Below are 12,896 nucleotides of genomic sequence, written 5' to 3'. Positions count from 1 at the left end.
ACGACGGCGATCCTGTCACGACGACACATCGAAGGAACCATGTCTGCAGCCATCAGCCAACCCGAGGCGGCCGAGCCGACCGCCGCGGTCAAGAAGGCCCCGGGAAGCGGCCTGGGACGCTACGTCCTCATCCGCTTCCTCCTCATCATCCCGACCATCTTCATCCTCACCACCCTGGTGTTCTTCCTCATGCGGATCACCGGCGACCCGATCACCGCGGCACTCGGCGGGCGCCTGACCCGGGAGCAGCTGGCCGAACGCGTCGCCGCCGCCGGCTACGACCGGCCGATCCTCGTCCAGTACTTCGAGTACATGGGCAATCTGCTCCGCGGTGACTTCGGGACCACCGTCTCCGACGGCCAGCCCGTCACCGAGGTGCTCCTCACGTACGGGGCGGCGACCGTCGAACTCGTCTTCTACGCGCTCATCGTCGCGTTCATCATCGGCATCCCCTTCGGCATGATCGCCGCGTACAAGCGCGACAAGACCCCCGATGCGGTGCTGCGCATCCTCGCGATCCTCGGCTATGCGACCCCGGTGTTCTTCGCCGGCATGATCCTCAAGCTCATCTTCGGCGTCTTCTGGCCGATCCTCCCGGTGGCGGGGCGCGGCACGACGGAGACCGAATACATCATGTCCGGGGTCGTCGATCCCACCCGCTTCTACATCATCGACGCGATCCGCATCGGCAACTTCGAGGTCCTCGGCGACGTCCTCGCCCACGCGGTCCTCCCGGCCGTGGCGCTCGGCATCCTCACCGCCGGCGTCTTCCTCCGCCTCGTGCGCACGAACCTCATCGGCACGCTCGGCCAGCAGTACATCGACTCCGGCCGCTCCCGCGGGATCTCCGAGTTCCGCCTCGTCACGAAGCACGCCTACCGGCCCGCGCTGATCCCGATCATCACCGTCATGGGCATGCAGATCGCGCTCATGCTCGCCGGCGCCGTGCTCACCGAGACGACGTTCGAATGGAAGGGCCTCGGCTTCAAGCTCGCCGAGTACCTCACCGCCCGCGACTTCGTCGCCGTCCAGGGCATCGTCGTGTTCCTCGCCGTCATCGTGGCGTTCACGAACTTCCTCGTCGACGTCATCGCCGCCTTCATCGACCCCCGAGTGAGGTACTGATGTCCACATCCCACCCGGAGAAGACCGGGATCACCGAAGCGCCGGAGAGCGCCCAGGAGTCCTTCGCCGAGGCGGCCCCCGGCACCGGTGTCCCCGCCGTCGTCCTCGATGAGAAGGCGAAGAAGTCGTGGTTCAACCGGCTGCCCATCGTCTCCCATCTGCGCCAGTCCGTCGGTCTGCAGCGGGGCATGCTCGTCACGGGTCTCGTGCTCTGCGGGCTCGTCCTCATCTGCGCGGTCTTCGCGCCGCTCATCGCCCCCTACGGGTACAACCAGCTCGGCACCTCCGAGGGGAACTTCGGGGCCACGCTGCCGCCGAGCGCCGAGCACATCTGGGGCACGACCGTCGGCGGCTACGACGTGTTCTCCCGGGTCATCTGGGGAGCCCAGACCGCGGTCGCCGTCATCGTCGTCGCCGTCGTCGCCTCCCTCTTCCTCGGCGTCGCCCTCGGCCTGATCTCCGGCTACCTCGGTGGGTGGCTCGACCGGATCCTCGTCGTCATCGCCGACGCCGTCTACGCGTTCCCGACCCTGCTGCTCGCGCTCGTCATGGCGATCGCGATCTCCGGCGGGCAGTCGAGCGCGTGGGGCGGCATCGCCGCGGCGGCGCTGTCCATCACCGTCGTCTTCATCCCGCAGTACTTCCGCGTCGTCCGCGCCGAGACCCTGCGGCTCAAAGCCGAGCCCTTCGTCGAATCGGCGATCGTCCTCGGGGCGTCGAAGACGCGGATCATCGGCAAGCACATCTTCCGCAACGCGACGCGCACGCTGCCGCTGATCTTCACCCTCAACTCGTCCGAGGCGATCCTCACCCTCGCCGGACTCGGGTTCCTCGGATTCGGCATCGAACCCACCTCGGCGGCGGAATGGGGCTACGACCTCAACAAGGCGCTGCCCGACGTCACGAGCGGCGTGTGGTGGACCTCGGTCTACCCGGGTCTGGCGATCGTGCTCACGGTGCTCGGCATCACGCTCGTCGGGGAGTCGATGAACGACCTCAACGACCCGCGCCTGCGGGTGCGGCGGAAGGCGAAGACGAAGGCCGGCGCCGCCGGTGCACGCGATCGAAAGGCCGAAGCATGAGTGCGAACGACAATCCGATCCTCGACGTCGACCACCTCGACGTCACCTTCTCCACCGACGCCGGTGAGGTCCACGCGGTCAAGGACCTCTCACTCGAGGTGCGTCCCGGCGAAGTGCTCGCGATCGTCGGCGAATCCGGCTCGGGCAAGACCGTGACCGCCCGGTCGATCCTCGGACTGCTGCCGGAGACCGCGCAGCGCACGGGCGCCGTCGTGCTCTCGGGCAGCAACGTGCTCAGCGTCGCGCCCGAACAGCTGCGGCAGATGCGCGGCTCCGATGTCGCCATGGTCTTCCAGGAGCCCTCGACGGCGCTCAACCCCGTGTTCACGGTGGGCTGGCAGATCGCCGAGGGGCTGCGGGCCCACCATCGGCGGGCGAGCCGCTCCGAGCTCAGGGCCAAGGCGATCGCGGCGATGGAGCAGGTCGGGATCCCCGATGCCGCCAACCGCTTCGACTACTACCCGCACCAGTTCTCCGGCGGTCAGAAGCAGCGCATCGTCATCGCGATGGCGCTGGCGCTCGGGGCCAAGCTCATCGTCGCCGACGAGCCGACGACCGCCCTCGACGTCACGGTGCAGGCCGAGATCCTCGATCTGCTCCGCGACCTGCGGGACACCACGGGCACCGCGATCGTCCTCATCACCCACAACATGGGCGTCGTCGCCGACCTCGCCGACCGGGTGGCCGTGATGTACCGCGGCGACCTCATCGAAGTCTCCCCGGTGGGCACGCTCTTCAGCGAGCCGAAGGAGCAGTACACCCGCGACCTGCTCGCCGCCGTGCCGAAGCTCGGCTCGACCGTCGCCGGCAGTCGGAAGGCCGCCGCCGGCAGTCGGAAAGCTGCCGTCGTCGAGGAGCGGGACCCGGCGACCGCGCCCGCCGCGGGGGAGGAGCGGGACCGGGCGACCGCCTCGGCGAGGGACTCCGTCGTCGTCGCCAAGGACCTCGACATCGTCTACCCCGGCGGCATCGGGCGCCCGGACTTCCACGCCGTGAGCTCGGTGAGCTTCGACATCAGGGCGGGCGAGGTCTACGGCCTCGTCGGCGAGTCGGGGTCGGGCAAGACGACGATCGGCCGGGCGATCGCGGGTCTGACGCGGGCCAGCGGCGGGAGCCTCAGCGTCCTCGGACATGAGATGGTCGGGTTCAGAGAGGGCGGCTTCCGGCCGATCCGCAAGCGCATCGGGTTCGTCTTCCAGGACCCGGCGGCGTCGTTCAACCCGCACCTGACGATCGGGGAGTGCATCGCCGAGCCGTTCGCGATCCACCGTCGCGAGATGACCGCACGCGACCGGCAGTCCCGGGTGCTCGAGCTCCTCGACTCCGTGCAGCTGCCGGCGGAGTATGCGGGGCGCTACCCGCACGAGCTCTCCGGCGGACAGCGGCAGCGGGCGTCGCTGGCACGCGGCCTCGCCCTCGACCCCGAGCTGCTCATCGCCGACGAGCCGACCTCGGCCTCGATGTGTCGGTGCAGGCGAAGGTGCTCGAGCTCTTCGTCGATCTGCAGAACCGGTTCGACTTCGCGGCGCTCTTCATCAGCCACGACCTCGCCGTCGTCGACATGCTCTCGGATCGCATCGGCGTGCTCTACCACGGCCGGCTGCTCGAGGAGGGCACTGGCGAGAAGGTGCTCGGGGCGCCGAGCAACGACTACACGAAGCGGCTCATCGCCTCCCTGCCGGTGCCCGACCCGGTCGAGCAGAAGGAGCGGCGCGAACTCGCGCGGCAGCTGCGGGTCGCCGCCGGGGCGTAACGCAGCAGCTGCCTTCCGGGCGCTGCGTCACCTGCGCAGGGTGACGCAGCGCCTGGAAGGCGGCCGTGCGGACTCTCCTACTTGCCGTCGGAGATGAAGTCGAGCATGCCCGCCTCGTTGACGGGCAGCGCAAGGAGACGGTCGAGTTCGGCCTCGTCGGCGTCGATGCCGACGATGCGCAGCGCGTAGAGCGTGAACTCGCGCTCGATCTGCTCGGAGTCGAGCTCACCGCCGGGCCGGAACCAGATCGAGAGCGAATTGCAGATCGAGAGGATCGCCCGGGTCGCGAGCTGCGCGTGGCTGACCCGGAACGCACCCGAGTCGATGCCCGCTTGGATGATGTCGCCGAGGATGTCCCTCGCCTCCCGCTGCAGCGTCTTGATCCGGGCGGCGTTCTCCCCGCCCAGGCGCTCGGTGTCGCGCAGCAGCACCGTCGACACCGACACGTTCGCCATGCGGTAGCGGGAGAGGTAGCGAACGGAGACGGCGAGCTGGTCGACGGGATCGTCGTCCACCTCGGCGATGACGGCCCTGCTGTGCTCGATGTACCACGTGTACGCGGTGTGGACGAGTTCGTAGAGGGCTTCCTGCTTCGACGGGAAGTAGTAGTAGAGGGCGGAGAGGCTCAGCCCCGCCGCCTGGGCGATGTCGCGGATCGACGCACCGTCGAAGCCCTTCGTCGCGAAGGTGTCGCGGGCCGACCGGAGGATGTTGTTGCGGCCGTTCGTTGCTCTCACGTGACCACGCTCCTCGGTCATTGGGGATCGAACATTCTTTCAAGTGGGTTCACTCGCCCCTCGACAATACCGCAGAACCCCACTGTGAGGACCGTCACCCTGCAACTTCGGAATGATTAAAGTTTCAAGCATGTTGCCAGTCGTTGGAGCCGTCGTCATCTCCGGCGTCGGCCCGGTTCCGGCGGCGGACGTCGCCGGTCCACCGCTCACCATCGACAGACAGCGAAGGACATTCATGCTCAAAGTCGCGATCATTCCCGGCACCAACCGTCCCCAGGCCCTCAATCCGCAGGTCGTCGCCTGGGTCAAGGACCAGCTCGACGTCCGCGACGATGTCAGCGCCGAGGTCGTCCACTTCGCCGACTTCGACCTCCCGCTCCTCGACGAGGTCATTCCCGCAGGTGCCCAGATGTACGCGAACGCCCACACCAAGGCCTGGGCGGCGAAGCTCGACGAGTTCGACGCCTTCATCTTCGTCACGCCTGAGTACAACCACTCGATCTCCGGCTCGCTGAAGAACGCACTCGACTTCGTCGCCGCCGAGTTCAACCACAAGGTCGCCGGCATCGTCAACTACGGAGCCGACAAGGGCGTGCGCGCGGCCGAGCACCTGCGCCACATCCTCGCCAACTACAAGGTCGCCGTCGTCCGCGACCAGGCCTCCTTCAGCATCTTCACCGATGTCACCGACGGCACCTTCACCCCCACCGAGGTGTCCGCCGCACCGTTCACCTCGATGGTCGATGACCTTGTCGCCTGGGGCGGCGCGCTCAAGGGCGTCCGCGAGGACGCCGCCTCCGTCGCCGTCTGAGCGAATGACCCAGCCCGCCTGCCATGTCCGCGGCAGGCGGGCTGTGTCGTGTCCGGGCAACCTCGCCGAGGCGGTCGGACCTCGGCGCCGGGAACTCCGGTGGCCGCGGAGGCCGGGCACCGCCTCGGCGAGTGACCCCCTGTGATCTGGACGACACCGCTGGGGTAGGGTCGGATCAGTGAACGATCGCTCAGCGCCGGACCCGGCGCCGCGATCCCCGCCGTCCCCGACGCGAAGGAATCCCATGGACATCACAGACACAGTCGCCCTGGTCACCGGCGGAGCCTCGGGGCTCGGCCGCGCCACCACGGAGGCGCTGCTCGCCGGCGGGGCGCAGGTCGTCATGGTCGACCTCAACGCCGAGGTGGGGGAGCAGGTGGCCCGCGAACTCGGCGACCGCGCCCACTTCGTCGCCGCTGACGTCACCGACGAAGCTCAGGTGCAGGCGGCCGTCGACACGGCCACCGGACTCGGCTCCCTGCGCATCGTCGTCAACTGCGCGGGTGTCGCGACCCCGGGCAAGCTCGTGTCGAAGAAGGGCCCGCTGCCCCTCGACGCGTTCACCAAGGTCCTCGCCATCAACGTCGTCGGCACCGTCAACGTCTGCCGTCTCGCCGCCGCTGCGATGCAGCAGGAGGAGCCGGTCGGCGAAGAGCGCGGCGTCATCGTCAACACCGCCTCGGTCGCGGCGTTCGACGGCCAGATCGGACAGATCGCCTACTCCGCGTCGAAGGGCGCCGTGGCCGCGGTGACCCTGCCGATGGCGCGCGAACTCGCCGCCTCCCTCATCCGCGTCGTGACGATCGCCCCCGGCATCTTCGAGACCCCGATGATGGCGGGACTGCCCGCCGAGGCGCAGGAATCGCTGGGGAAGTCCGTGCCTCACCCCGCGCGGCTGGGCAAGCCCGCCGAATACGCGCAGCTCGTCGAGTCGATCGTTGCGAACCCGATGCTCAACGGAGAGACGATCCGCCTCGACGGCGCGATCCGCATGGCGCCGAAGTGATCTGAGCTCAGCGTGACTCGTTGACGAGCAGGGCGAGCTGGACGCGAGTGCTCACCTCGAGTTTGTCGAAGATCCGCGCGAGATGGGTCTTCACGGTCGCCGTCGAGACGAAGAGCGACCGCGCCACCTGCGCGTTCGTCATGCCGCTCGCGACCGCCTCGGCGATTTCGCGCTCCCTCGCGGTCAGCGTCGCGAGCGGATCGGGGCGACTCGGCTGAGCAGGACCTCGCATGCCGTCGAGCGCACCGGCGAGGAACGCATCGCCACCGCCTGCGCTCGGGAACCCGTCCTGCCGCTGCGGTGCACGGCCGTCAGCCGATCGCGCCTGATCGAGGAGGGAATCCATCACTCCTGGTGAGAGCGTGCGAGTGCCGCCGGCGGCGGCGCGCACCGCGTTGATGAGCTCATCGGGTGGGGTGTCCTTGAGGATGTAGCCGGCTGCCCCGGCGCGCAGCGCCTCGTGGACGAACTCGTCGGTGCCGAACGCGGTGAGGACGAGCACCTCGGGGCGCTCGGCCTGCGCCATGAGCGTGCGGGTCGCCGCGAGGCCGTCCATGACCGGCATCCGCAGATCCATGAGGATGAGATCGGGGGAGAGCTCACGGGAGAGGGCGACGGCCTCCTCGCCGTTGGTCGCCTCGGCGACGATCTCGATGTCCTTCGCGACGCCGAGGAGGAGCCTGAGTCCCGAGCGCATGAGCGACTCGTCGTCGGCGATGATGATCCTCAGGCTCATGCGGTCTCCTCGGTCGGCGGGGCAGAGGCGGGTCGGTCGTTGGGCAATCGGTCGGGCACCGCGCGTTCGAGACTCGACCGTCCGTGCACCTCGGTCTCCGGGCGCGCGCTGTCACTGGTCTGCCCCGCGCTGTGGTCAGCGGGTACGGAATCCGGTTCGGCACGGAGTCCGGGCGCGGGAATCCGCGCACGGAGGACGAAATCGGGTCCGGCGGTCACCGTGAGATCGCCGCCCATCGCCTCCATCCGCTCGCGCAGGCCGAGCAGCCCGAGCCCGGAGCCGGCGATCGGCGACATCTGCGGCGGCACCGCGGTGCTGCGTCCGGCACCGCTTGCGCTGGCGCGTCCCAGCGGGTTGCTCGCGGTGAGCAGCAGGGAGTGCGGGGTGTCGTCGACGGCGACTGTGATCGTCAGCCGCGCGCCGGGCGCGTGCTTGACGGCGTTCGTCATCGCCTCCTGGACGAAGCGGTAGATCGTCGTGCGCTCAAGGGCGCCTAGGCTGTGGAGCGATGCGGCGGTGAGCGGCGGTTCGTAGACGAGGTCGACGCTGTCGGCGCGGCCGCGGACGAGGGGTTCGAGGTCGGGATCGACGACGGTGCCCTGGTCGTCACCGCGCAGCATCGTCAGCACTTCGCGCAGTTCGACGCCGGAGCGGCGGGCGCTGTCGGCGATGAGGCGGGCACTCTCGCGCACCGACGCCGGGTCGAGGTCCTCGCGGACGGAGAGCGCACCGGAGTACATCGCGATGACGCTGAGGTGGTGTGACAGGGAGTCGTGCATGTCGCGGGCGATGCTCCGGCGCACCTCGGCGATCGCCCGTTCCTGCCGGGACTGCCCGCGCAGGAGGGTCTGGGCGGCGGAGTCGATGAAGCCCTGCTCACGGGCACCGCGGATGACGCCGATGACGACGATGATCGACAGGGACGAGAGATTGAAGAGGTAGACGGGCAGCTGGAAGCCGCCGAGGGCCGTGGGGGTGATGACGTAGGCGAAGGTCAGCGCGGCGATCGAGACGAGGAGCGTCGCGATGGTGAGGAGCCAGTTCCGCCGCGCGCACAGCGTGATCATCAGCAGCCCCGACGACGCGATTCCGAGGACTCCAATCGTTCCGAAGGCGACGCCGATGAGACCGAGGGTGACGGGAATCCACCCTCCGGTGTGCCGCTGCAGGGATTCGACCGATCCGTCCCGGTCGAGGAACGTCTCGCCTCCGCGGCCGCTCGTCGACAGGAATTCCCGGAGCTTCTCGGCCGCCAGGACTTTGGGCCTCAGCGTCGAGCGGGGAACGGTCCGCCCGTCGAGCCAGAGGACGATGGGCAGGCAGGCCAGGGAGATCGCCCCGAAGACGATGTGGATGGTGATCTCGGCGTTCCGGCTGAATTCGTCGACGGCGGGATCGTTCGGGTTCGACCAGTTGGCGGCAATGAGACCGGCAACGATGAGCGCGCCGATGACGAAGCTGATCGTCGTCCACAGGGCGGCGCGGAAGAAACGGTGGTGGCGGGCGCGAAAGGGCACCCTTCGACGATACCCGGGCGGTCGCCTCGGCGAGGTCAGCCGAAAGGATGAGAATGTCCATGCCCCTGGTCGATGGCGGTCGTCGACATCCGGCAGCAGGGTGGAGAGCATGACGCCCCGACTCCCCACCGCGTATCTTCGTCTGCTCCGCGACCTGCCGGGCAACCGCTGGTTCAAGCCCGCTCTCCTCGGCGGACTTGCTGCGCTCTACTACCTCGTCTTCGTCGTTGGACTCCTCGTCGTTGTCGCCGTCTGGTTGGGGCTGAGTGCCGACGATGTCGACACTGCCGTCGCTGGCATCGACGATCTGAACACGGCGACGGGTCTCCTCACGACCCTGCTGTCCGTCATCCTCATGTGGCCGGCCCTCGAACTGGCGATGCTCACCGTCTACCAGCGCTGGTTCTTCCCGCTCATCTCCGTGCGGAAGAGCGGCGCGGCAGCCGACGCAAGGGTCAACGCTGGGGCCGATGCGGCGACGGACCCGGAAGATGCGGGGGCTGGTGCGGCGGCGGACCCGGCTGGTGCAAGGGCCGACGGAGCGGCTGCCCCAAGGGCTCAGCAGGCTCCCGCCCGGCCGGCCTCGGTTCCCGGTGGAATGCGGTGGCGGCTGCTGGGGCGGTATCTTCTGCTGTCGTTGGTGGTGTGGGCGGTCGGTCTCGTCGTCCTCGGGATCATCGCGCCCGAAACGGTCGCCATCGAACACGGCGCCGCCTGGGGACACCGGCTCGCGCTGCTGCTGGTCCTCGTCCTGTTGCTCGTCCCTCTCCAGGCGATGAGCGAGGAGCTCGTGTTCCGCGGGCTTGCGATGACCGTCATCGGCAGCTGGCTGCGTCATCCGGCGTGGGCACTCCTCCTTCCCGTCCCGCTCTTCGTGGCCGGACACATCTCTGATGTGCCCGGTCTCATCAGCGTCGGGGTCTTCGCCGTCGTCATGGGGGTGATCACACTGCTGACGAACGGGCTCGAGGCGGCGATCGCCTTCCACACGGTCAACAACCTGTTCGCCTTCGGCCTCGGCATCATCACCGGCACCGATCTCAATGCGACGGACACGGCTCCGGCGGTGCTCGCGGTCGGCACCGCCGCACCGATCGTCTTCGCCCTCGTCGTCATCCTCGACGCTCGTCGTCGCGGTCCCGAACTGCGGGTGCCGCGGTCGGCGGTCACGGACGGCGCGAGCGCCGCCGGTGCGGCAGGTGCGCGGAGTCCTGCCCGCGCCCATCGCGACCTCGGCCCGGGATCCCCCTCGGGAGTGCCTGCGCCCGAGCTGCGCTCACACCGTGAAGCGCACCCCCGTGAACTCCCTCCGCCACGCGCGACCTCGGTCGCGATGTCGTCGAGGACAGCCTCGGCGGATGGATCTGACGACGAGGCCGATCCTTCGCGCGAGACAGACACACCGGGCACTGATCCACCGGGCACCCGTGCCGTCTCGAGCGCCCGGGCGATGAGTCCGGCCAGCCGCGGCATGTCGTCGACGGTCATGCCGCGGCGCACGATCTCCGGGGTGCCGATTCGCACGCCGTTCTGGTCGCCGGGGACCTCCGCGACGGGCAGGCCGATCCCCGAGGTGAGGAACCCGGCCCGCTCGAGCACCCGGGCGGCCGCGGTGCCGCCGCCGAACGGGGCGGCGAGCAGGGCGAACTGGTGGGAGTCGGTGAACCCCTGTGCGCAGCGGAAGGGCTCGACCCCCGCCTCGGCGAGGGATTCGGCCAGGGCCGCGGCGCATGCGCGCATCTGCGCGGCGTAGTCGGCGCCGGTCTCGATCCAGTCGGCCAGGGTGACCCCGAGGGCCGCGACCGCGGCGGCGTTGAAGTTCGCCGTCATGCCGGGGAAGGCGATCGCGTCGATGCGCTCGGAGAGGTCGTCGTCGGTGCTCAGCAGCAGTCCGTGGGTCGGGCCGCCGAGGCTCTTGTACGTGCTCATCGACATGAGGTGGGCGCCCTCGTCGAGCGGGTTGGCCCACTGCCCGCCGGCGATCATCCCGCACAGGTGCGCGGCGTCGAAGAGGAGGTGGGCGCCGACCTCGTCGGCGATCTCACGGACCGCGGCGACCGGGTGCGGGAAGAGGTTGAGCGAACCGCCCATCGTGATGAGCGCGGGCCTGACCTCCCGCGCGAGCGATGCCAGGGCGTCGAGGTCGTAGGAGTACGTGGCGGCGTCGACGGGGGCGCCCACCGTGGTCAGCCCGTAGAGGCCGGCGGCACCGGCGGCGTGGTGGGTGACGTGACCGCCGATCGTCGCAGGTGAGGCGATGATCGTGTCCCCGGGAGCGCATGTGGCCATGAACGCGTAGAGGTTGGCCATCGCCCCGCTGGGCACGCGCACCTCGGCGAAGTCGGCGTGGAAGAGAGACGCGGCGAGCTCGGCGGTGATGACCTCGACCTGCTCGATGTGTTCGAGCCCCATCTCGTACTTCGCGCCTGGATACCCGAGCGAGGTCCGCGACGCCGAACCGCCCGCCAGGAGCGCCGCTGCCCGCGGGTTGAGGACGTTCGACGCGGGGTTGAGGTTGAAGGCCTCCTCGTCGTGGAGTCGGTCGGAGGCGGCCAGCAGGTCCTCGATCGTCGATGCGACGGCGGCCATGTCTCCGCCGAGGCGGTCGCTGGCGATCTCTTCGATGCGCGCTCGGCTCTCGGCGGGGATCCACGGGTGGGGTGTCTGGTGCACGGTGCGACTCCTTCGTCCTCGGCCGGGCGAGTGAGCCGCGACCGTTCGTCCTCGATCCTAGTGAGCCTCAGCCCGCAGCGGACTCCGGAATCGACAAGCATGCCGATAACGTATCTGTGCACGAAATCGAATGATCGGCGGCGGGTCCGTCGGTGCAGTCCGGCTCACGTTGTCGGCAGGACCGCGGTGATGGCGAAGCCGCCGTCCGGCGTCGGCCCCACAGTGAGAGTGCCGCCGAGTGCCTCGACCCGCTCGCGCATGCCAGTGAGACCGAAACCCGCACGGGCCATCGGCTTCGGGTCGGGTGCGGTCCCGTTCACCGCGTCGGGTGCTGTTCGGTTCCCCGCGCCCGGTGCGCCATTGAGGACGGAGACGACGATCCCGTCATCGACGGGTGCGACGTCCACCCGGATCGGCGCTCCCGAGGCATGACGGAGCGCGTTCGACAGGCCCTCCTGAACAACCCGGAAGGCGGTGAGTCCGGTTGTCGGAGCGGTTCGGGCGGAGTCGACGGCGAACTCGATGTCGACGTGCGCTCCCGAACTCCGCGTCGCCGAGACGAGACCCGGAATGTCATCGACGGTCGGCTGCGGTGCCAGGTCGGCGTCGCGTCCACCACGGAGAATCGTGAGGAGTCCGCGCATCTCGGTGAGTGCCTGTCGGGCCGCCTCGGCGATCGAGTCGAACTCCTCACGACTGCGGTCGTCGAGGTCGGGCAGCCGATACTGCGCCGTCGTCGCCTGCACACTGATGACGGACATGCTGTGTGCGACGACGTCGTGGAGCTCCTGGGCGATGCGATTGCGGTTGTCGAGCTCGGTGCGCCTGGCGGTCTCCTCGGCGCCGAGCCGACGTTCGACGGCCAACTGCCGGCGCCCCGTCAGCCACAGGCGCAGCAGGACGGCGATGCCCCCGACCCCCGCGGTGACCGCCGCGGTCGTGATCGCGTTCGCGAACGCTCCCTGGAAGTCCCCGGCGTGCGGGAGGAGCAGACTGCCCGCACCGATCGCCGCGCTCACCGCCCAGAGAGTCACGAGGTGGGGCCAGCGGTGACGGAGACCGAGGACGATGCAGGTGAGCCCGAGGGCGATCGTCGCCGTCACCGCCCACGGCCAGACGAGGCCGGAGGTGTGCGCGGTGGCGGCGATGCCGGCGGTCGAGGACACCGCGCTGACGACGACGGCGAGGGTGGGCAGGCGGATCGCGAGGACGGGGGCGATCGCCTGGCCGACGGCGATGAGCATGGCGACGACGACCCACATCCCGTACGCCGAGGCGTAGACGGGCCAGCCGACGGCCACGAGCACGACGCCGGCGAAGACCGTCGTCAGCCAGTACCAGCCGTCGGAGCCGATGAAGGCCTGCAGTTGGGTGGGCTCCTGCGTGTCAGCGGGCTGAGGCGGTGCGGCAGGCGTGTGCATGTCAGTGGTCTCCTGCGATTCGGGTGATCGCTGTG

At 69.4% G+C, this 12,896-nt stretch carries 9 protein-coding genes and 2 pseudogenes; 6 read left to right on the top strand and 5 right to left on the bottom strand.

Annotation, left to right across the window (positions count from 1 at the left end):
• Positions 1-39 precede the first annotated feature (39 nt).
• The 3 genes and pseudogenes from AC2W7K_RS03990 to AC2W7K_RS03980 all read left to right on the top strand — a co-directional run bounded on the left by AC2W7K_RS03990 (position 40) and on the right by AC2W7K_RS03980 (position 3,960).
• Positions 40-1,125 carry an ABC transporter permease gene (locus AC2W7K_RS03990; protein ID WP_198499824.1) on the top strand — a complete coding sequence of 362 codons (1,086 nt, stop codon included), beginning with the start codon at positions 40-42 and terminating at the stop codon, positions 1,123-1,125.
• Positions 1,125-2,207, top strand: a complete 1,083-nt coding sequence (locus tag AC2W7K_RS03985; protein ID WP_232623734.1) for an ABC transporter permease — start codon at positions 1,125-1,127, stop codon at positions 2,205-2,207. The genes AC2W7K_RS03990 and AC2W7K_RS03985 overlap by 1 nt, the downstream gene beginning before the upstream one ends.
• A pseudogene (locus tag AC2W7K_RS03980) lies at positions 2,204-3,960 on the top strand (dipeptide ABC transporter ATP-binding protein). The gene AC2W7K_RS03985 and the pseudogene AC2W7K_RS03980 overlap by 4 nt, the downstream one beginning before the upstream one ends.
• A gap of 77 nt (positions 3,961-4,037) precedes the next feature.
• Here AC2W7K_RS03980 and AC2W7K_RS03975 read toward each other — a convergent pair.
• Positions 4,038-4,697 carry a TetR/AcrR family transcriptional regulator gene (locus tag AC2W7K_RS03975; RefSeq protein ID WP_198499822.1) on the bottom strand — a complete coding sequence of 220 codons (660 nt, stop codon included), beginning with the start codon at positions 4,695-4,697 and terminating at the stop codon, positions 4,038-4,040.
• 130 nt (positions 4,698-4,827) lie between these two features.
• On the opposite strand from AC2W7K_RS03975, the gene AC2W7K_RS03970 reads away from it, so the two are divergent.
• Entirely contained in the window at positions 4,828-5,508 is a 681-nt protein-coding gene (locus tag AC2W7K_RS03970; RefSeq protein WP_232623733.1) for an NADPH-dependent FMN reductase, read from the top strand.
• Positions 5,509-5,752: 244 nt separating this feature from the next.
• Positions 5,753-6,514 (top strand): 3-hydroxyacyl-CoA dehydrogenase, encoded by a 762-nt coding sequence (locus AC2W7K_RS03965; RefSeq protein WP_198499821.1) that lies wholly within the window; start codon positions 5,753-5,755, stop codon positions 6,512-6,514.
• A gap of 7 nt (positions 6,515-6,521) precedes the next feature.
• On the opposite strand, the gene AC2W7K_RS03960 is transcribed toward AC2W7K_RS03965, so the two are convergent.
• On the bottom strand, positions 6,522-7,250 hold the full coding sequence (locus AC2W7K_RS03960) for a response regulator (RefSeq protein WP_198499820.1): 729 nt from the start codon (positions 7,248-7,250) through the stop codon (positions 6,522-6,524).
• Positions 7,247-8,767 (bottom strand): sensor histidine kinase, encoded by a 1,521-nt coding sequence (locus tag AC2W7K_RS03955; protein WP_232623732.1) that lies wholly within the window; start codon positions 8,765-8,767, stop codon positions 7,247-7,249. Before AC2W7K_RS03955 ends, AC2W7K_RS03960 begins: the two co-directional genes overlap by 4 nt.
• Here AC2W7K_RS03955 and AC2W7K_RS03950 point away from each other — a divergent pair.
• Positions 8,673-9,713: pseudogene (locus tag AC2W7K_RS03950) on the top strand (CPBP family glutamic-type intramembrane protease); the annotation flags it as partial. The gene AC2W7K_RS03955 and the pseudogene AC2W7K_RS03950 overlap by 95 nt on opposite strands.
• Here AC2W7K_RS03950 and AC2W7K_RS03945 read toward each other — a convergent pair.
• On the bottom strand, positions 9,602-11,356 hold the full coding sequence (locus tag AC2W7K_RS03945) for a beta-eliminating lyase-related protein (RefSeq protein WP_486005786.1): 1,755 nt from the start codon (positions 11,354-11,356) through the stop codon (positions 9,602-9,604). The pseudogene AC2W7K_RS03950 and the gene AC2W7K_RS03945 sit on opposite strands and share 112 nt — an antisense overlap.
• Positions 11,357-11,604: 248 nt before the next feature.
• The gene (locus AC2W7K_RS03940; RefSeq protein WP_486005768.1) at positions 11,605-12,861 is read right to left on the bottom strand and encodes a sensor histidine kinase; all 1,257 of its coding nucleotides are present in this window, start codon (positions 12,859-12,861) and stop codon (positions 11,605-11,607) included.
• Positions 12,862-12,896 lie beyond the last annotated feature (35 nt).

The organism is Brevibacterium sp. LAARM2_SD2, assembly GCF_057364785.1.
Note: the sequence above shows the minus strand (reverse complement) of the source record. Positions and strands in the feature narration are given on the sequence as shown.

Bases quoted from the DNA above. Each gene is read 5' to 3' on its own strand.
- AC2W7K_RS03990 (WP_198499824.1), top strand. From the start codon at position 40: ATGTCTGCAGCCATCAGCCAACCCGAGGCGGCCGAGCCGACCGCCGCG.
- AC2W7K_RS03965 (WP_198499821.1), top strand. From the start codon at position 5,753: ATGGACATCACAGACACAGTCGCCCTGGTCACCGGCGGAGCCTCGGGG.
- AC2W7K_RS03945 (WP_486005786.1), bottom strand. From the start codon at position 11,356: ATGGCCGCCGTCGCATCGACGATCGAGGACCTGCTGGCCGCCTCCGAC.
- AC2W7K_RS03960 (WP_198499820.1), bottom strand. From the start codon at position 7,250: ATGAGCCTGAGGATCATCATCGCCGACGACGAGTCGCTCATGCGCTCG.
- AC2W7K_RS03940 (WP_486005768.1), bottom strand. From the start codon at position 12,861: ATGCACACGCCTGCCGCACCGCCTCAGCCCGCTGACACGCAGGAGCCC.
- AC2W7K_RS03970 (WP_232623733.1), top strand. From the start codon at position 4,828: ATGTTGCCAGTCGTTGGAGCCGTCGTCATCTCCGGCGTCGGCCCGGTT.
- AC2W7K_RS03985 (WP_232623734.1), top strand. From the start codon at position 1,125: ATGTCCACATCCCACCCGGAGAAGACCGGGATCACCGAAGCGCCGGAG.